This is a genomic window from Massilimicrobiota sp. An134 (assembly GCF_002160815.1).
Classification (GTDB): Bacteria; Bacillota_I; Bacilli_A; order Erysipelotrichales; family Coprobacillaceae; genus Allocoprobacillus; species Allocoprobacillus merdigallinarum.
On sequence record NZ_NFLH01000005.1, the window covers coordinates 68,622 to 87,474 of the forward strand.

The window sequence follows — 18,853 nt, forward strand, 5'->3', positions numbered from 1 at the left end:
AAATATGAGTCAATTTGATAAATTAATTGAATTTGAAAAAAAATACCCAGGTCTTTATGATATAGAAATAAATGGATTCCCGGTATATACTGTTATGAGACAGGCATTATATGGTATAGATGCTTGTAAAATAGATATAAATGAAGTAATAAATATTAATCAAAACAAAAAATATATATCTTTTCGAAGAATTGTAGATTCTTTTATAGGAATACACAAGCATAGGAGTGCGAAAGTTTTAATTTTTTCTTCTTCGTCATATAGAAGGGATTATTTGCATAATTTTGGTGTTGAATATTTACAAGAGATGTATCCCGATAGTATTGTATTTGAATGGCCAAATCATAATAGAAGACAAGATTTGGAATATGAAAAAGAAAGAGATATAATACCTATTGACTATTATCTTGTGCTATCAAAATTATATTCTTTTGTTTACAGAAAAGAATATAATCGTTTGCATAATGACTGTTTGAATTTATTAGAAGATATTTTTAAAAAAAAGGACAATGATTTTTTTAATTGGATAGATTATTTGAAAAAAAATATGTGTAATTCTTACGCAAACACAGGAATATCTCATATTATATTTTCTAAGATATTTAAAAACTATTATCCCAATATGATTGTTGATTTTTTTGGATCGGCTCGAGAAAATATTTATCCAGTTTTCATGAATAATCCTAAGTTAATCGAATTACAACATGGAATATTAACAAAGGAACATACAGGCTATATCTATCCAGAGTTTGTTAAAAAAAATTCATGTTATTTATTTGATAGAAAAATATTGGTTTATGGAGAATCTTCGAAAAATATCTTATGTAATTATTCAGTTTTTGAAGATTCTCAAATTCAAATTATAGGGAATCCTAGAATTAAGATGTACCTGAATTCTAAATATATGAAAATAGAAAATAAAAGTTTAATATTGTTTACATCACAACCATTTGAACAAGATGGTATTTGCAATAACTATTATAATAGTATAATTCCATATCTTAATGAAATATTAAATATTTTAAACAAGAATAAATTTTATATAAAATATAAGTTGGGAGTCAAATTACATCCTAGAGAAGGAAATGATATTATCAATCTCTATAAACAGCATCTTGGAAAAGATGTTGTTTATTATGGAAATGATGCAGAATTGTATGATTTGTTGGCTAAATCATATTTACATATAACAGTTAATTCTACTTGTTTGTACGAAGCAACACAATTTAAGTGTCCCACAATCACAATAAAATATGGAGAATTTAAAAATAAAGAAATATTTGGTCAACAAGTAATTGAAGTATCTAATATTGAAGAATTAAAGGAATGTTTTAATAGCCTAGAAACAAAATATGATGATTATTTAATTGAATTACAAAAAATTACTAAGGAGTTTATGGGAATATGAAACAATTAATATTAATAGGAGCAGGTGGATATGCAAAATCTGTTATAGATTCAATTGATTTCGAAATATATAATATTGTGGGGTTTATTGATGAATTTAAGAAAGAAAAAAAACATTTAGGTTATCCGATAGTAGCGCAATCTTTAGAACAAATAAAAGATAAAAATAAATATGTTTATTTTATAACAGTGGGAAATAACCTTAACAGATTAAGATGGTATAAACAATTAGAAAAATATCATTTAGAAATAATAAATATTATTGATTCAACTGCAATTATATCTACTAAAGCTAAGATAGGGAAAGGTTGTTTTGTTGGTAAAATGGCAATTATTAATAGTAATTCTAGTATAGGAGATAATTGTATTGTTAATACAAAAGCACTGATAGAACATGGCTGTTCTTTGGGTAATCATGTAAATATGTCAACAAATAGTGTGATTAATGGAGATGTTTCTATTGGAGAAGGAAGTTTTATAGGCTCGTGTTCTGTGACCATTGGTCAATTAAGTATTGGTAAATGGTCTACCATTGGAGCAGGTGCTGTTGTAATAAGAAATGTTGGAAATGGAACGACTGTAGCTGGTGTTCCTGCTAAAGAAATTAATAAAGGAGCTATGTTAGGATGAAAAAGGTATTTATTGTTGCTGAGATTGGGTGCAATCATAATGGAAACAAAGAGTTAGCGAGAAAAATGGTGGAAGAAGCAAAAAAATGTGGTGTGGATGCTGTTAAATTCCAAACATTTAAAGCAAAAGATTTAATTTCGTGTTATGCGCCTAAAGCAGATTATCAAAAAGCTACAACTGGTACAGATGATTCACAATTAGAAATGACTGCAAAACTTGAACTTTCTCATGATGATTTTATCGAATTAAAAAAGTATGCAGAAAGTTTAGGATTGATAGTGTTTTCTACACCATTTGACATAGGATCTGTTGAATTTTTAGATTCAATAGGTCAAAGTTTCTGGAAAATACCATCAGGAGAAATTACAAATCTTCCTTATCTGATGAAAATAGGATCTATTAAAAGAGAAGGAAAGAAAATAATACTTTCTTCAGGGATGGCAACTATTGATGAAATTAAAAATTGTATTAAAATCTTAGTAGATGCTGGTACAGATGAAAAAGATATTATTCTTCTTCACTGCAATACAGAATATCCTACACCTGACCGCGATGTAAATATTCTGGCAATAAATGATTTGAAAAAAAATTTCCCAAACGTAAAAACTGGTTTTTCTGATCACTCTGTGGGATATATTGCTGCCGTTGGTGCAACTGTTTTGGGAATTGAGCTTATTGAGAAACATTTTACTCTTAACAAAAATTATGAAGGGCCTGATCATAAAGCATCTGCAAATCCCGAAGAATTAAAAGCTCTAGTTGAAAATGTTCGTAGGATTGAAAAAATGGCAGGAAATGGTGCAAAAATTGTAACAGAATCGGAAAGAAAAAATAAAGTTGTAGCTAGAAAATCAATAGTTGCACTAACTAAAATATCAGCTGGGGAAGTTTTTACTGAAAATAATATAACTTGCAAACGTCCTGGTAATGGTATTAGTCCTTTATACTGGTTTGATGTTTTAGGAAAAACGGCAGAACATGATTTTGATGAAGATGAATTAATAACTGTGTCTGGTTTTGATTGGCAGGAAATATAAAATGAATTGCATTATTGATGCAACAAAGGATGAAAAATATTTAACTTTAGGTTTATGGGGAAAACCAGTAGTTTATTATCCAATTCGTACCGCCCTAGACAGTAAACTTTTTTTAAATATCATTGTTGTTACGGAGAGTGAGTATGTTCGATATATTGTTATAGAGTTATTTGAGAATGAGATAATCATTACAAATATTTTTCCTAAAAATGGTTTATTAATAAATGGGGAAGCTGTTAATATTTCTACTAATACACTGGAAGAAATTGCAAAAAATATGAATGAGTCATTGATGTTTAGTCTAGAGAATACTATTTTAAATCCTGAAGAGAGTATTATTGTTAAAGATGTTAATAGTTTTGAATTATCTCTTGCTTTAATTAGAAAAAGAGAAAAACATATTTGGTTACGAAAAAAAATTTTAGAACGTATTCAAATAAAAATGAGTTTATTTTCTCATGTTGTAGAAGAAAATGAAGTGTGTTTAATTGGACATTCACAATTTGATCAATGGAATATTTCATCATTAATGGGATGTTCAGTTTATAATTTTGGTATCAGTGGCATTACAGCAAAAGAATATTTGGAAGATATTTTTGAAAAGCAATTGATAAAAAATATTAGAGGAAGAATATTTATTTTAATTGGCGCAAATGATATTATGTTACCTTTAGCAATTAAAGATATAGCCAATTCTATTACTAATCTTATTGATAAAATAAGCATGAAATTTAATGTACCTATATATTATATTGAGACATTACACGTAAATGGCAGATTAGATCGAAGTAATGAACAAATTGATATGTTAAATAGTCTTGTCAAGTGTAATATACGAAAAAATATTATATGGATTAATACAAAAAAATTTGATGATCCATTTGGAAATCTTGATTATAAATATACAAGTGATGGTTTGCATTTAAATGAAACTGGTTATTTAGTGCTTAAAAAGTTATTGGAAGAAAAATTAAAGGAGTAAAAAATGCTTTATTGTGTAGATTGTAGGGTAGACGAAAAATTAGAAAATAATTTTTTAACTTTAAATTTATGGGGAAAACCCGTCTTTTTATATGTAATAGAAGAACTTTTTAAAGTAAGACAATGTAAATCTGTTTATGTAGTGACGAATTCTGATGAAATTAGGAAATTATGTAGTAAATTATGTTATGAAATAAAGATAGTGGATATAATTCCTACTGAATACCCTATTTTTCTATTGTCAGGAAGAGCAGTATTTTTAACAAGTGCTACTATAGAAACAGTTATCAATTATTATGAAAAAGGAAATTTATATTCTACAACGAAACGAAATACTATTGATTTTCTTAATTTTAAAGAAAATATATCTTTTTTACAAGGATGTGAAATGGAGACTGTAAACACGTTTTTAGTTACTGACGGTCGAGATTCAATAAAACGGACATTTAATCTTTCTTTAAAAGAATCATTGGTTATCAATACTAGGCAAGATTTCGAACTTGCATTGGTTTTAAAGAAAAAAGAGAATAATCTTGTTTTATTAAAGAAAAAGATTTTAGAACGAATAAAAGAAAAAGAAAAAACTTTTCAAAATGAAGGAATAGAAAATGGAATTTGTTTAATAGGACATTCACAAATTGATAATTGGGACATTAATAATATTAATTCTTATAAGGTTCGAAACTGTGGTATTTGTGGGATTTCTAGTTTTGAATATACAGAATACATTTTAAAAAGTAAGCTATTATCATGTGTGGAAGATATTTATATTGTAATGCATGGTACTAACGATATTGTGTATGATTATACTTTCGAGCAAATATTTGTAAGTATTAATAATACAATAGAATACATAAGAAATATAAAACCAAATAGTAAAATATACTTTTTGAAATGCTTGCATGTAAATGGTAGACTTGATCGAAGCAACAAATATATTGATTATTTGAATGACTATTTAAAATTGAATTTAAAAACAATTAATTGAATTGATATGAGTGATTTGGACGATGAATTTGGAAATTTAAAAGCAGAGTATACAACAGATGGATTGCATTTATCAAAAAAAGGATATGAGATATTTAAAAATATTATTGAAGAGGAGGTAGCTATGTAGTGGAAAAAATTGCAATAATTCCAGCAAGAGCTGGTTCAAAGGGGCTCAAGGATAAAAATATAATTGATATCTGTGGTAAGCCACTAATAGCATATTCGATAGAAGCAGCAGTAAAAAGTAAAATTTTTTCTAGAATTATTGTTTCTACTGATTCTAAATTATATGGTAGTATTGCTGAAGAATATGGTGCTGAGGTATTTTATCGTGGGGAATCATTATCTGACGATAATGCAACAACATATATGGTAATAGAAGATTTATTATCAAGAATAGATAAAGTTGATTATTTTGTATTATTACAACCTACATCACCAATGAGAGATGAAGCTCATATAAAAGAAGCTTGTAATATTTTTGAAAATGTTATAAATAAATATGATTTTCTTGTTTCAGTAAAGGAAGCTGAACATAGTGGGATTCTTGTAAAACCTATTGATGATGATCAAAGTTTAAAGTATTTTGATACAGATTTTTCAAATTATCGTAGGCAAGTATATAAAGAATATTCACCAAATGGTGCAATTTTTATTGGAAAACCTGATGAATATTTAAAGAAAAAACATTTTTTTGGTGCTAAAAGTATAGCCTATAAAATGAAGAATTTTGATTCGATTGATATTGATACTGCATTAGACTATGAATTTGCATGTTTTTGTATGAAAAAAAAATTACAGGAGAATACGATATGAAAAAAATAGCCTTTGTAACAGGATCAAGAGCTGATTACGGAATTATGCGTAGGTATCTTGAATTATTAAATAATGATGAAGATATTAATTTAAAAATATTAGTTACGGGAGCCCTTCTTAGTGAGGAATATGGGAATCAGGTTAAATTGATATATCAAGATGGTTTTGATATTGCAGCGGAAATAAAAGTTGATTTAGATTCATCGTCTAATAGGGCAGTTCTGCATACTATGGCTGAAACTTTAGATGACTTTGCTGAACATTTTTCAAAAAATAGATATGATCTTCTCATTATTTTAGGAGACAGATATGAAATGTTATCAGTAGCGACAGCAGCAGCAATGCATCGAATTCCAATTTTGCATATTCATGGTGGAGAAGCCACTTATGGAAACTATGATGAATTTATTAGACATGCAATTACTAAAATGAGTTTATATCATTTTACTGCAACAGAGGAATACAGACGAAGAGTAATACAACTTGGTGAAGATCCAAACAAGGTTTTTTATCTAGGTGCCCTTGGTGCTGAAAATTGCATGTATATTAATGATGGAAATGTTCCTGAGACAGTAAAAAAATTACCCCAAAAAAACTATTTTGTTGTACTTTTTCATCCAGAAACGCTTACCAAACAAAGTACATTGAATCAAATAAATGAATTGTTAGCGGCTATTTCTTGTTTTAATAACTATAGCATTGTATTTCTTGGAAGTAACGCTGATACTGATTCAAATGTGATTAGAAGTAAAGTCAAGAAATTTGTAGAAGAAAATGAAAATGTTGTATATTTTGAAAATTTACACACTAATGCATACCACTATTTATTAAAAAATAGTATTTGTTTAATTGGTAATTCTTCTTCAGGAATCATCGAGGCACCAAGCTTGGATATTTTAACAGTTAATATTGGTGATCGTCAAAAAGGACGGGTTCGTGGTAATAGTGTTATTGATGTAAAATGTTTTGAAGAAGAAATTGTAAAAGCTGTAAATATGGTTTTAAATATAGATGGCAATCAGAAAATAACAAATCCATACTATAAGGAAAATACTGCATTATGTTATTATGAAAAAACAAAGACAGTTATTACAAATATTGAAAAAGATACAAAGTATCCAAAAGTTTTTTTTGACATAATTAAAAATGATTTTGGGGAGGAATACTATGAATAAAAATATTTTGTTAGAAAAAGCGATAAGTATTTTTTATAAACGAAAAATATTTTGGAAAATTGTATTACGTTTTGATAATGATGAATCATTTTTGTTAAGAGAATACTACAAAAAATGTTTTAATATTGAGATTGGAAAATATACATATGGTTTTGATAGTAAGAATACACTAATTCAATCTGGTACAAAAATTGGTAAATTTTGTTCAATAGCACCTGGAGTAAAAATAGGATTAATGAATCATCCATTAAATTATTTATCAACTCATCCATTTCTATATTACAAGAACAGAGGATTTATAAATAAAAATATTGATGAATTTGTAAATATTCCTAAAGTTATTATACAAGATGATGTTTGGATTGGAAGTAATGCAATTATACTTCCAGGAATCACAGTGGGAAAAGGCTCGGTCATTGCTGCAGGAGCTGTTGTAACTAAAAATGTGCCACCATATACTGTTTGGGGTGGTATTCCTGCAAAACAAATAAAAAAAAGATTTGATAATGATACTATTGATTTTTTACTTAGTATTGATTGGTGTAGTTGGGATAAGGAAAAAATAAAAATGCAGTTGTGTCACATGTACGATGAAAAAAATTTTTATAAGTTGGGAGAACAGTTTAGATGAAAATCTTAGTAACTGGTGCTAATGGTTTTATTGGAAAAAACTTAGTTAGTACATTAAAAAATATTAAAACTGGTAAAGATAGAACACGTAATATTTATATTGAAGATATATATACTTATGATATTGATAGTACTATTGAAGATTTAATGAAATATACACAAGTTTGTGATTTTGTGTTTCATCTGGCTGGTGTCAACCGTCCAAAAGAAGCCAGTGAGTTTTATGAAGGTAATGCTTCGTTTACTGAAACATTGTGTTCATTATTAAAAGAATATGATAATCATTGTCCAATTCTGATTAGTTCTTCTATTCAGGTAGGAAGAGACAATGACTATGGTAAAAGCAAAAAAGAAGGTGAAGATTATCTTTTAAATCATGGTAAGACCATGAATTCAAAAATCTATATTTATCGCCTTGTTAATCTGTTTGGTAAATGGTGTCGTCCTAACTACAACAGTGTGGTTGCGACATGGTGTTACAATATTGCTCATGGTCTAGACATTCAAATCAGCGATTCTAGTGTAGAACTGCCATTATGCTATATTGATGATGTTGTTGATGAATTTTTAAATGCTCTTATTGGGCATCCTACAAAATGTGTTGAAGGAATCTACGAAGTTCATCCCATTCATGATATTACGTTGGGAAAATTGGCTGACTTAATTCAGTCTTTCAAGGAATCAAGAGCAACGCTAATGACTCCTAAAATGGAACCTGATTCTTTGGAAAAGAAACTGTATAGTACATACCTAAGTTATCTGCCAAAAGATCAGTTTTCTTATCCATTAAAGATGAATATTGATCAAAGAGGATCGTTTACAGAATTTCTAAAGACAAAGGAATATGGACAGGTCAGTATCAATATTTCTAAACCAGGGATTACAAAAGGGCAACATTGGCATCACAGCAAAAATGAAAAATTCATAGTTGTCAGTGGACAGGGCCTGATTCAGTTTAGAAATATTTACAGTGATGAAGTTATTGAATACAAAGTCAGTGGTGATAAACTGGAAGTCATTGATATTCCAACAGGATACACTCATAATATCATCAATACTGGTGACAATGATATGGTAACAATCATGTGGGCTAATGAAGCATTTGATCCTGAACATCCTGATACATATTACGAAGAGGTGTAAGTAGTGAATTATGCTGTAGTATTAAATAAAAATAATAGTAAAGACATCTTTACTCATATAAATATAGGTGAAAGATTTTTTATTTCATATTTGTATCAGGACATTAAGGTGGGTGATTATCTTTTTTTATGTACATATTATCCATTTGATAAAACAGACAAGCTATTAAGTGTTATAAAATGTAAAGTTGTATCCTACGAATTATCTGAAAAGAAAGACGACTGTTTATTTAAAACGCCTAAAAGTTGTTTTAGAATTGAATTGGAGTATGTATGTAGACAGAGAATTTCATTAAAAAGTTCTTTTACATCAAAAAATAAGTTTAGAGCTTTAACCAATGAGTTGCCTAATGGTAAAAGAAAATCATTAGAGAGAATATTTAATATAGAATTTGATAAGGAGAATTAAAGTGGAAATTACAACTGATTATTCAAATGTTCAATGGAAAAATAATGGGAAATTAAAATTATTAATTATTGTAGGTACACGTCCTGAGATTATTCGCTTGTCGGCAGTTATTACAAAATGTAGAAAATACTTTGATTGTATATTAGCACATACTGGACAAAATTATGATTATAATCTAAACGGTATCTTTTTTCATGATTTAAAATTAGATGATCCTGAAATATATATGAATGCTGTAGGTGATGATTTAGGTGCTACAGTTGGTAATATTATTAATTGTTCATATAAATTAATGAATCAGATTAAACCAGATGCATTATTAATCTTAGGTGATACAAACAGCTGTTTGAGTGCAATTAGTGCAAAAAGATTACATATTCCTATTTTCCATATGGAAGCAGGAAATAGATGTAAAGATGAATGTTTACCAGAAGAAACAAATAGAAGAATTGTAGATATTATTTCTGATGTCAATCTAGCATATAGTGAACATGCAAGAAAATATCTACATGAATGTGGTTTACCTAAAGAACGTGTATATGTTACAGGAAGCCCTATGGCAGAAGTTTTAAATAACAATTTAGATGAAATCAAAGCATCTCATATTTTAGAAAAATTAAATCTAAAATCAAAAGGATATATTTTATTAAGCGCACATAGAGAAGAAAATATTGATACTGATAAAAACTTTATTTCTTTATTTACAGCAATCAATAAAATGGCAGAAAAATATGATATGCCTATTTTATACTCATGTCACCCAAGAAGTAAGAAGAGATTAGAAACATCGAATTTTAAATTAGATCCTCGAGTAGTTATGCATGAGCCTCTAGGTTTCCATGACTACAATAATTTACAAATGAATGCATTTGCTGTAGTCAGTGACAGTGGTACTTTACCAGAAGAAAGTAGTTTCTTTACATCGAGAGGTTTATCGTTCCCAGCTGTATGTATTCGTACAAGTACAGAAAGACCTGAAGCATTAGATAAAGCGTGCTTTGTACTTGCTGGTATCGATGAAAATTCATTGTTACAAGCTGTGGATACAGCAGTACAAATGACATTAGATCAAGATTTTGGTATTCCAGTACCTGATTATGTTGATGAAAATGTAAGTACTAAGGTTGTTAAGTTAATTCAATCTTATACTGGTGTAGTCAATAAAATGGTTTGGAGAAAATATTAAATTGAAAATACTAAATATATGTATCAAAATAATACTCTTTGATACATATATTTTTTATAGTATAATGTAAGCGTATACATAATGTTTTATGGGATTGGAGTGATAATATGAGTAATATTAAAGTGTTGAATGTTGGACAGGGAGATTGTGTTGTTTTTAATGATTTGTATGATAAATGTGTAGGGAAACAAAAGACTGTATATGTTGATTTAGGTCCTGGAAATGTAGATATAACAAAAGAAGCAAAGGATGATGAAATTGATATATTTTTAACTCATCATCATCATGATCATATGGGTGGTTTAAGATATTTTATTGGTAACAAGTTTTATCGTATTAAAAATATCTATGTTCCTGATTATCTAAATGAACTGACTTTCATCGCAAAAGCTATTTTGAATTTAAAAGGAATTAAGAGCGCAAAAGACTGTTTAGAATTTATTAATGAATTAAATGATATTGTTGATAACTATAATTTTTTGGAAAGTTTATCAGAAAGTAGACATATACAGGTTTGTCATCAAGGTGATACTTTTTACGGTAGTATGAAATGTTTAAATCCCCCTCAATATCTTGATGTATATAAATGGATTGAAGAATGTGATGAAAATGAAATGAAAGAGTTGTTTAATACTTTATTTGAAAGTGAGTTTGCAGAAGAATTGATTGAATATGTTTATAGATATTCTCATATAGACAATGAAGAAGATCGAATGATGTATGAGAATAGATATAATAAGGATAAAAATAATCATATATCAAGAAGAAATTATGTAGTCGATTTTATTATGAGAAACAGAAAGTTATTAATGGCTTTTGATCATAAACCAACAAGAAAACGTTTGTCTAAGATATATCGTCAATATATGAAAACTTGTCATGATACATGTCTTGTGCTTCGATATGAAGAAAAGAATTTTAGTTTCTTATTAACGGGGGATGCCAGTGAGAAAGTATTCAAGCGTTTGATATGTAGCGATGAACTAATATATTCTCAGTATTTAAAAGTTCCTCATCATGGCAGTAAGAAAAATCTTACGAATAAAATATTATCATATATTAATCCGAAGGTTGCTATTATTTCACATAATAATGGTCGCTTTGGTAAAGCGAAAGACTCTCTTCCAAATCAAGAAATATTGGATATGTTGATGAAAAGAAATACAAAGATACTTATTACAAATGATGTGATAAAGAATGGAAAAATAATCATGAAAAGGAAAAATCATTGCAGTGATAGTTATATAGAAATAAAATAATGGATAGGGAATAAAGATGAAGAGGATATTAATGATTGGTAATGGGTTTGATATGGCACATGGATTATATACAAAGTATATTGATTTTTATAATTTTTGTATGGTATTTCATAACAAAGATGTTGAGGATATTGATGGATCTTTTAGAAAACGTATTTATCATGAATTTATTGATTGTGGATTTAAAAAATCTGCAGTGAATGTGATTTTAAAAGAAAATATTATTAGGGATGAATTATTGAGAAAAATGATTGATATTTGTAAGAATAATTATTGGTTAAATTGTATTCAAAATAGGCAGTCTTTAAAGGATCCTCATTGGTGTGATATTGAAGGAATTATTGCCCAGGAAATTGCAAAAATAGTGTATATATCTAAACATTATAAAAATAGACGTATGAGTTCTATAGAGCGTCAAGAAGAGAATAATGAAATTGTAGATATGTTTTTTTATATTGTTAATCATTCAAAAAAAGACAGTTTACGATTAGCTATTGGTGAAATAAAAGATAAATTATTATTGGATCTTCATGATTTAACATGGTTGCTTGGTTGTTATTTATCAAAGTTTTTAAATCATACAAAAACAAAAAGAATTTAAACAATCATACAATGGCATACCCTAATTAAAATCAATTATTTTTATAGTTTAAGCATCACTTTGAAATAACGAATTTATTTATAGAAAGTTATTCTTTATATTTACGTATAGTATCAGTTTTTTCATCTGTTATATATAATAACTATAACAATATTTAAAAACTTAATGTTCACATTTACAATAATCCTATTGATGTATTTTAAATATATCTAACTTTTTTGATTATAATATTTCTTAATAGATTACACACTCTTTTTTGTTTTAATGATATAATATGATAAATAATACCCAAATTATTCATGAAAGCAAATTTGTGATGAAAAATTTATAAATCATGTCTATTTTCTAGCTTAAAAAATGTTATCCACCGTAAAATTGTGAATAACCGTAGCTAAAAAAGTGTAGTTTTTCAACTACTTTCAATAAACTATGGATTTTATGTTTTAATTCTGCAGTTTTTGATAGTATTTTAAGAATTTCTTCTTATATCTATATGCACTGCTAAATGACAATATGATTCTTCTTGCATGTCGTATGACCTTTACTGCTATCTTTTGATACTTGTTTCTAAATGTATTCATTCGTATCTTCTGATCTTTGCCTTCTAATACAAGAATCCTAAATAGATGATAGAAGTTATAACACAGTGATGATATCATGAACTGGAAACAGTTCTTTTCAAAATCATGATGTCCTACATTATCTCCATCGAAATCATCTTTCAGTTCCTTTGTGAAGTTCTCTGAGTTTCCTCTCTCCTCATAGAAGTCACAGATGTCTTCGCATGATCTTTTCATGTCATTTGTTATGATGCAATAGATAACTGGGAACATTGTCAACTGTTTGTCCTGTGCTGGAAATACCTTAAAAACATATCGGCATGGTGTGGATAGACTTTTAGGTGAGTATTCTATCTCTCCATAATAGGGTTCCTGATTTGTGTAATTCAAATAATCAATTCCATTGTCTTCCAGATGTTCAATGATCATATTTTGAATCTTTTCATAGCTTTTGGCTCTAATGTAGTATTGAATATCTTCATGATGCATATAATCCATGAATTCAGTATTGTAGAATGCACTGTCACCCCTCATGGAAACAGTCTTGCCTTTTCTATCAAGATGTGCCAGTACTTCCTTGAGTTCATTGATGAATCCATTAGATGAGTATGCTGCTCCTGTTCTAAAGTTGGAACTTAACAACAGTTTGGTATTATATTCATTAATCATCATTGGATGGTATCCATTGACACCATAATGGTAGATATATGCAGAAGCTTCCTGATGTCCATGAGTTTGTGTTTTTGTTGAATCGACGTCAAGAATGATATTCTCAACATGCCTATTGACATAGTCGCAATCTAATCTTTGAATATGTTCCTTAATGGTCATGTTGGTTTTCATGTTGATTCTATCAAAGAATCTTGATAAAGTAGGCTGTGAACAGGCATTGATGCATTGTGATAAAAGTGGATCATCAATAAGTGTCATTTGATCAGCCTGATTGAAGTAGCCTAAAAGGTTACGTAAAACAATTTGAGTGACAATGTCAGAATTGGAATACTTAGGCAATCTTCTTGTATCATTGAAAGGAATGTCATCTAATGAAGATAGCAGATTGTACTTTTTAAGAAATGAAAGAAGCAAGATGCTGCCACCATCACAGGAAATGTTGCCACCGTTAAAATTTATGTTGTCAAAATTGAAAATAGATTGTATCATATAAGTGCTCCTTGTATTGTAGTTTGGTCACTTACATTATACAGGAGCTTTTATTATATATAAAGAAAAACTATTCACCCAACGGGTGAATAGAAAAAGAATAAATAAAAGCAGAAAATGCCTATGAAATAAGGATATTTCATGATTATATTATAATCTCATGAATAATTAAGGTTTTAATAGAAATACTTTATAAAACTGTTGAATTTTGTATATTCATTGTGATATATTAAAGTGGATTTCATAGTGATAAAGGAGGTTTTTTGGTTGAATAAAGAAATAATAAATGAAGATCAGGAAGTTGAGATAGATTTAAAGGCCCTATTTTTAAAAATGAAGGCTTTATGGTATATTTTAGTCATGGGAGTTCTGATCGGAGCTATCGTTATGACTTTATATTCAGTCTTTTTAAAAACACCAACATATACATCAACTGCACAAATTTATTTGCGTGGAAGTTCTAAAAGTGTTTCTGTTTCAGATTTACAATTAAGTACAGCTTTATCTAATGATTATCTTGTACTTTTTAAAAGAAGAGATAATATGCAAAAAGTTATCAATGAACTCAATTTAGAAATGACACCAGAACAACTCAAAGGAATGATAAACATCAGTAATATTTCTGATACTCGTATCTTGCAAGTTTCAGTCACTTCTACTGATCCTGAACTTTCAAGAGATATAGCCAACAGTGCTGTTGAACAAGGTATGGATGATATTCGTGAGATTGATTCTCAGGAACCTTATATGGTTGAAAAAGCAATTGCAAGTTCATATCCAAATGGAAGTTCAACATTAAAGATGACGGTTTTAGGAGCGTTGGCTGGCCTAGTTATAGCAATGGGAGCAATTTTTATTAAATTTGTCTTAAGTGATAACGTACAGTCTGTTGACGATATCGAAAATACAATTGGTGTTCCTGTTTTAGCTGTAGTCGTAGAAGACAAAGCTTTAAATTATACTAAGAAAAAGTATTCGACAGGGAAATAGGAGGAAACTCGATGGAAAAAGACACAAGAGATGTTATAGAAATAAAAAATATAAATAAAAAATTTGGTTTAATGGAATCATTTAAAACATTAAGAACAAATTTAATGTATACTGAGAATCTTCAGGTTATTTCCGTGACTAGTACTGTTCCTGATGAAGGAAAAACTGTCGTTGCTTTTCAGTTGGCTAACAGTTTTGCACAAATGGATAAAAAAGTATTACTTATTGACTGCGATTTAAGAAGAAGTTCTTTAAATGACTATTTGGTTATTTCACGTAAATCAATAGGTTTAACAGAGGGTTTAACAAAACAGTCTCGCCAATATATTAAACCAACAAATATTGATAATTTATTCGTCATATTGGCTGGAAAAAGACCACCAAATCCATCAGAACTTTTATCAAGTCCTTCTTTTGAAAAACTTATTGAACAATTAAAAGAAAGTTTTGATTACATTATTATTGATACACCACCTACAACGGTCGCAATGGATGCAGTGATTGTAGGAAGAGTTTGTGATGGAACACTGATGGTCATTCGTAATGAATTTATTAAGAAAAAATTATTAAAACGCGCAAAACAAGAATTAGAAAGAAATGGTGTACGTATTGTTGGTGCTGTTTTAAATCGTGTTAAGAAAAATCAGATAGAATATAGTGGTTATGGTTATGAAAAATACTACTAAGTCTAAAGCAATATTGGTCACAATTATTGGGCTGGTTATTGTTTTGATCATAACCATAGTCTTTTCGCAAAAAATGTTTATCAAAGATGTTGATAACACAGAAAGCCAAGATTATCATACACTTGTTGTAGATGGAAAATCTTATGAATATAATACATCTATCGTGTCCATTCTATTATTGGGATTAGATGTTGAAAACATTGATGAAAGAGGACAGGCAGACGCTATCGAATTATTATTGTTGGATAGAGAGCACAAAGAAATTTATTTGTTGTCAATTCCACGTGATACAATGACAGATATTCGATTATTTGATGTGGAAGGCAATGATTTGGGCTGGCAAGAACAACATTTAAATTTAGCTTATGCATATGGCAGCACTCCTGAATCTGGGTGCATGTATACATCACAGGCTGTTTCTCGTTTATTGAAAAACGTACCTATTACAAGATATGCAGCACTTAGTATTTCAATGTTAGAAAGAGTACACAATGTTGTAGGAAAATTAGATGTAAAAGTTCCTAACAATTCTCTAGTTTCTTATCATTCAAGTTGGAGAGAAGGACAAACGATTACGTTAACTTCAGATAATGTGGAAACATTTTTAAGAGCTCGAGATACAGATCAGGATTTTTCAAATCAAGATCGAATGGAAAGACAAAAAGCATACCTTATTGCTTACTTTGAAGCCTTTAAAAAAGAATTAGAAAAAGATTTTGACAACACTGTGACGAAGGTGTATGATATAATTAATAATTTAACAAGCAATATCTCTTTTTCAGATATGGAAGATTTTGCAAATATGGTTCTCGAATATCATTTTGATGCAAATTCAAATTGCTATACATTAGAAGGGAAAAATATTGTAGGGAATTATCATGATGAGTACAATGTTGATCAGGAAGCATTGCTTGCTCTGGTCAAAAAGTTGTTTTATATTGAGGAGGAAAAACAATGAAAAAATTAATGAGTATTTTATTAGCGGCTAGTGCTGTATTTGCTTTAACACTTTCTACAACATTTGCTTTACCAAGTGCTACTGCTAATGGTGGTGTCGTTGGTGAAGTGACAATTAATGGAGAAGTGATTGAAGGAACAAAGGTTTTATTTGAATCTTCATATGAAGATGTTTCACAAAGTGAACAAACAAAAATTTCACAATTAAATGCAGGTACAGCTATCACTGAAGTATTAGATACTGCTTCTGTTCAAGCACCTGAAGGATTAGATGTTAGCTCATTGAAGTTATTAACACAAATTCAGGATTTAGTAGTTAAAGATGCAAATGGAAATTTAGTGAAAGATGCCAAAAATGTAAAAGTAACATGGGAAGTTCCTAATTTAACAAGTGGATTAGGTGATGTTTATGTTATTCATTATAGTACAGTAAGAAATGTATGGGAAATCATTAAACCAGATCAAGTAGATTTCTCTAACAAAACAATTACTGCGACTTTTGCTGACTTATCACCTGTTGGTGTAGTTTATGTACCATCTACTTCACAACCAGCTGGAGATAAAGATGATAGTTCTAGTGTACAAACATCTGACCAATCAAATATCGCATTATATGCTGGTGTTGCAGTGGTTGCATTAGTTGCAATTGTTGGTTTAACATATAGAACTAAAAAACAAAAATAAGATAAAAAGGGGGATTTCCCCTCTTTTTTATATGGAGAGAATTTATGAAATTTACAGATATACATGGTCATTATGCTTGGGATATTGATGATGGGATCCAAACAATGCCAGAAACAGTGAAAGCACTAAGAATTGCTTCACAGCAAGGCATCAGTCATATAGTAGCAACCCCACATATGTGCTGTGGAAAAATAGATCAAGATAATCGAGCAATTTTAATGAAAAGGATGGAAAGTTTTAAAAAATTGGCTCAGCGTTATTCTATCGATGTTACTTTTGGTTGTGAACTCATGTTAAATCAAAAGATTAAGGACACATTGGCAGAAGATTTATTTATTCCTATAGGAAAAACACCTTATCTTCTTTGTGAAGACGATGTCAGAAAAAAGGAACCGGATTTTATAGAAGTATTTGATATCTATCTTAAAGAAGTTATATACGCTGGATATAAGCCAATTGTCGCGCATGTTGAACGCTATTTCCATGATGATATTGATCTAGAGTTTATAAGATATTTAATAGACATGGGATGTTATATTCAAGTGAATACAACAAGTATCTTAGGATTATCTCATGCTCAGCACCATAAAAATGCATTAAAACTGATTGATTCTCAATTGATTCATATCATCGCTACTGATACACATCAAGCCGAAGGAACTCGTGTACCTAATATGAAAGAATGTTATGATTACTTATTGAAAAAAGGTTATCAGGAAAGATATATTCATTTATTGATGAACGAAAATCCAAAACGTGTTGTTAATAACCGTACATTGCTTACACCTCATTTTCATAGTACAAAAAAATTATTTTCGTTTTTAAAGTAAAATATCTCATGAAATGAGATATTTTTTTCTATTATAATAATTGTAATAACTCTCTTAAGTCGTGAATTTCATAATTGATAGGCATTGCTTCAGGTTTATCAAGATGATTTGGATTAAACCAGCAAGTATTAATACCAGCATTGATACCACCTTGGATATCACTTGATAAAGAATCACCTATAATGAGTGTTTTACTTAAATCAATTTTATCTATATTTTTAAAACAATAATCAAAATATTCTTTAGAAGGTTTCTGGTGTCCAATATCTTCAGAAACAAATATATTCTGAAAATATTTTTTGATATCTGTTCCTTCTAATCGACTATATTGTGTTTGTGAAACACCATTAGTCACTACATAAAGTGGATATTTTTGATAAAGTGCGCTTAAGACTTCAATTGTATGAGGTAAAACAAAATATCCTTGACCTAATGCCTTTTGATAATCATCTTCAAAAGCAATACCATCTACAGGAATATTAAATTCTTTAAACAAAAGTACAAAACGTGAATAAACAACTGTTTTTTTATCAATTAAACCATTTTCAAAATCTTTCCATAATTTTTTGTTTATTTCTTCATATCTTTGATTGATTTCATAAGTGAGTGGTATATCATAATGGCGAAAAGTGTATTCGAGGGCATGTTGTTCTGCTTTATCAAAATCTAATAAGGTTCCATCAACATCAAATAACAAATATTTATATTTTTTCATTATATTC

The 18,853-nt window shown here is 28.9% G+C and carries 20 protein-coding genes; 18 read left to right on the forward strand and 2 right to left on the reverse strand.

All coding sequences use genetic code 11. The annotated features are described in order from the left end of the window. Positions 1-4: 4 nt before the first annotated feature. The 13 genes from B5E79_RS03625 to B5E79_RS03685 all read left to right on the forward strand — a co-directional run bounded on the left by B5E79_RS03625 (position 5) and on the right by B5E79_RS03685 (position 12,263). On the forward strand, positions 5-1,408 hold the full coding sequence (locus tag B5E79_RS03625) for a hypothetical protein (protein WP_087297002.1): 1,404 nt from the start codon (positions 5-7) through the stop codon (positions 1,406-1,408). Further along, positions 1,405-2,037 carry an acetyltransferase gene (locus tag B5E79_RS03630; RefSeq protein ID WP_087297003.1) on the forward strand — a complete coding sequence of 211 codons (633 nt, stop codon included), beginning with the start codon at positions 1,405-1,407 and terminating at the stop codon, positions 2,035-2,037. Before B5E79_RS03625 ends, B5E79_RS03630 begins: the two co-directional genes overlap by 4 nt. Continuing rightward, the gene (gene neuB / locus B5E79_RS03635; RefSeq protein WP_087297004.1) at positions 2,034-3,074 is read left to right on the forward strand and encodes an N-acetylneuraminate synthase; all 1,041 of its coding nucleotides are present in this window, start codon (positions 2,034-2,036) and stop codon (positions 3,072-3,074) included. The genes B5E79_RS03630 and neuB overlap by 4 nt, the downstream gene beginning before the upstream one ends. 1 nt (position 3,075) lies before the next feature. Continuing rightward, positions 3,076-4,056, forward strand: a complete 981-nt coding sequence (locus B5E79_RS03640) for a GDSL-type esterase/lipase family protein (protein ID WP_087297005.1) — start codon at positions 3,076-3,078, stop codon at positions 4,054-4,056. A gap of 3 nt (positions 4,057-4,059) precedes the next feature. Beyond that, entirely contained in the window at positions 4,060-5,043 is a 984-nt protein-coding gene (locus B5E79_RS03645; protein ID WP_087297006.1) for a hypothetical protein, read from the forward strand. Positions 5,044-5,171: 128 nt separating this feature from the next. Then, positions 5,172-5,861, forward strand: a complete 690-nt coding sequence (locus B5E79_RS03650) for an acylneuraminate cytidylyltransferase family protein (RefSeq protein ID WP_087297007.1) — start codon at positions 5,172-5,174, stop codon at positions 5,859-5,861. After that, positions 5,858-7,036, forward strand: coding sequence for a UDP-N-acetylglucosamine 2-epimerase (gene neuC / locus B5E79_RS03655; protein ID WP_206393120.1), 1,179 nt, complete (start codon positions 5,858-5,860; stop codon positions 7,034-7,036). The genes B5E79_RS03650 and neuC overlap by 4 nt, the downstream gene beginning before the upstream one ends. Beyond that, the gene (locus tag B5E79_RS03660; RefSeq protein ID WP_158095461.1) at positions 7,029-7,667 is read left to right on the forward strand and encodes a CatB-related O-acetyltransferase; all 639 of its coding nucleotides are present in this window, start codon (positions 7,029-7,031) and stop codon (positions 7,665-7,667) included. The genes neuC and B5E79_RS03660 overlap by 8 nt, the downstream gene beginning before the upstream one ends. After that, entirely contained in the window at positions 7,664-8,809 is a 1,146-nt protein-coding gene (locus B5E79_RS03665; RefSeq protein ID WP_087297009.1) for a polysaccharide biosynthesis C-terminal domain-containing protein, read from the forward strand. Before B5E79_RS03660 ends, B5E79_RS03665 begins: the two co-directional genes overlap by 4 nt. Before the next feature lie 3 nt (positions 8,810-8,812). Further along, positions 8,813-9,217 carry a hypothetical protein gene (locus tag B5E79_RS03670; RefSeq protein WP_087297010.1) on the forward strand — a complete coding sequence of 135 codons (405 nt, stop codon included), beginning with the start codon at positions 8,813-8,815 and terminating at the stop codon, positions 9,215-9,217. A gap of 1 nt (position 9,218) precedes the next feature. Continuing rightward, positions 9,219-10,403 (forward strand): non-hydrolyzing UDP-N-acetylglucosamine 2-epimerase, encoded by a 1,185-nt coding sequence (wecB, locus tag B5E79_RS03675; protein ID WP_087297011.1) that lies wholly within the window; start codon positions 9,219-9,221, stop codon positions 10,401-10,403. Positions 10,404-10,510: 107 nt separating this feature from the next. Beyond that, positions 10,511-11,662 (forward strand): ComEC/Rec2 family competence protein, encoded by a 1,152-nt coding sequence (locus B5E79_RS03680; RefSeq protein ID WP_087297012.1) that lies wholly within the window; start codon positions 10,511-10,513, stop codon positions 11,660-11,662. Between the two features lie 31 nt (positions 11,663-11,693). Next, the gene (locus tag B5E79_RS03685; protein ID WP_158095462.1) at positions 11,694-12,263 is read left to right on the forward strand and encodes an AbiH family protein; all 570 of its coding nucleotides are present in this window, start codon (positions 11,694-11,696) and stop codon (positions 12,261-12,263) included. Between the two features lie 443 nt (positions 12,264-12,706). Here the strand turns inward: B5E79_RS03685 and B5E79_RS03690 are convergent, their stop codons facing one another. Beyond that, entirely contained in the window at positions 12,707-13,984 is a 1,278-nt protein-coding gene (locus B5E79_RS03690) for an IS1380 family transposase (RefSeq protein ID WP_087297014.1), read from the reverse strand. Between the two features lie 267 nt (positions 13,985-14,251). Between B5E79_RS03690 and B5E79_RS03695 the strand changes: the two genes are divergently transcribed. From B5E79_RS03695 to B5E79_RS03715, 5 genes are read left to right on the forward strand one after another with little or no spacing between them, the layout of a single operon-like run. After that, complete coding sequence (locus B5E79_RS03695) at positions 14,252-14,974, forward strand: YveK family protein (RefSeq protein ID WP_087297015.1); 723 nt, start codon at positions 14,252-14,254, stop codon at positions 14,972-14,974. 11 nt (positions 14,975-14,985) lie between these two features. Then, entirely contained in the window at positions 14,986-15,660 is a 675-nt protein-coding gene (locus B5E79_RS03700) for a CpsD/CapB family tyrosine-protein kinase (RefSeq protein ID WP_087297016.1), read from the forward strand. Further along, a complete protein-coding gene (locus tag B5E79_RS03705; RefSeq protein WP_158095463.1) occupies positions 15,644-16,618 on the forward strand; it encodes an LCP family protein in 975 nt (324 codons plus the stop codon). Before B5E79_RS03700 ends, B5E79_RS03705 begins: the two co-directional genes overlap by 17 nt. Continuing rightward, positions 16,615-17,301, forward strand: coding sequence for a hypothetical protein (locus B5E79_RS03710; protein WP_087297018.1), 687 nt, complete (start codon positions 16,615-16,617; stop codon positions 17,299-17,301). Before B5E79_RS03705 ends, B5E79_RS03710 begins: the two co-directional genes overlap by 4 nt. Positions 17,302-17,345: 44 nt before the next feature. Next, complete coding sequence (locus B5E79_RS03715) at positions 17,346-18,131, forward strand: CpsB/CapC family capsule biosynthesis tyrosine phosphatase (RefSeq protein WP_087297019.1); 786 nt, start codon at positions 17,346-17,348, stop codon at positions 18,129-18,131. 31 nt (positions 18,132-18,162) lie between these two features. Here the strand turns inward: B5E79_RS03715 and B5E79_RS03720 are convergent, their stop codons facing one another. Beyond that, positions 18,163-18,846, reverse strand: coding sequence for a YjjG family noncanonical pyrimidine nucleotidase (locus tag B5E79_RS03720; RefSeq protein ID WP_087297020.1), 684 nt, complete (start codon positions 18,844-18,846; stop codon positions 18,163-18,165). Between the last annotated feature and the right edge of the window lie 7 nt (positions 18,847-18,853).

Bases quoted from the DNA above. Each gene is read 5' to 3' on its own strand.
- B5E79_RS03625 (WP_087297002.1), top strand. From the start codon at position 5: ATGAGTCAATTTGATAAATTAATTGAATTTGAAAAAAAATACCCAGGT.
- B5E79_RS03640 (WP_087297005.1), top strand. From the start codon at position 3,076: ATGAATTGCATTATTGATGCAACAAAGGATGAAAAATATTTAACTTTA.
- neuB (WP_087297004.1), top strand. From the start codon at position 2,034: ATGAAAAAGGTATTTATTGTTGCTGAGATTGGGTGCAATCATAATGGA.
- B5E79_RS03660 (WP_158095461.1), top strand. From the start codon at position 7,029: ATGAATAAAAATATTTTGTTAGAAAAAGCGATAAGTATTTTTTATAAA.
- B5E79_RS03700 (WP_087297016.1), top strand. From the start codon at position 14,986: ATGGAAAAAGACACAAGAGATGTTATAGAAATAAAAAATATAAATAAA.
- B5E79_RS03690 (WP_087297014.1), bottom strand. From the start codon at position 13,984: ATGATACAATCTATTTTCAATTTTGACAACATAAATTTTAACGGTGGC.
- B5E79_RS03710 (WP_087297018.1), top strand. From the start codon at position 16,615: ATGAAAAAATTAATGAGTATTTTATTAGCGGCTAGTGCTGTATTTGCT.
- B5E79_RS03680 (WP_087297012.1), top strand. From the start codon at position 10,511: ATGAGTAATATTAAAGTGTTGAATGTTGGACAGGGAGATTGTGTTGTT.
- B5E79_RS03630 (WP_087297003.1), top strand. From the start codon at position 1,405: ATGAAACAATTAATATTAATAGGAGCAGGTGGATATGCAAAATCTGTT.
- B5E79_RS03685 (WP_158095462.1), top strand. From the start codon at position 11,694: ATGATTGGTAATGGGTTTGATATGGCACATGGATTATATACAAAGTAT.
- B5E79_RS03645 (WP_087297006.1), top strand. From the start codon at position 4,060: ATGCTTTATTGTGTAGATTGTAGGGTAGACGAAAAATTAGAAAATAAT.
- B5E79_RS03715 (WP_087297019.1), top strand. From the start codon at position 17,346: ATGAAATTTACAGATATACATGGTCATTATGCTTGGGATATTGATGAT.
- B5E79_RS03665 (WP_087297009.1), top strand. From the start codon at position 7,664: ATGAAAATCTTAGTAACTGGTGCTAATGGTTTTATTGGAAAAAACTTA.
- B5E79_RS03705 (WP_158095463.1), top strand. From the start codon at position 15,644: ATGAAAAATACTACTAAGTCTAAAGCAATATTGGTCACAATTATTGGG.
- neuC (WP_206393120.1), top strand. From the start codon at position 5,858: ATGAAAAAAATAGCCTTTGTAACAGGATCAAGAGCTGATTACGGAATT.
- B5E79_RS03720 (WP_087297020.1), bottom strand. From the start codon at position 18,846: ATGAAAAAATATAAATATTTGTTATTTGATGTTGATGGAACCTTATTA.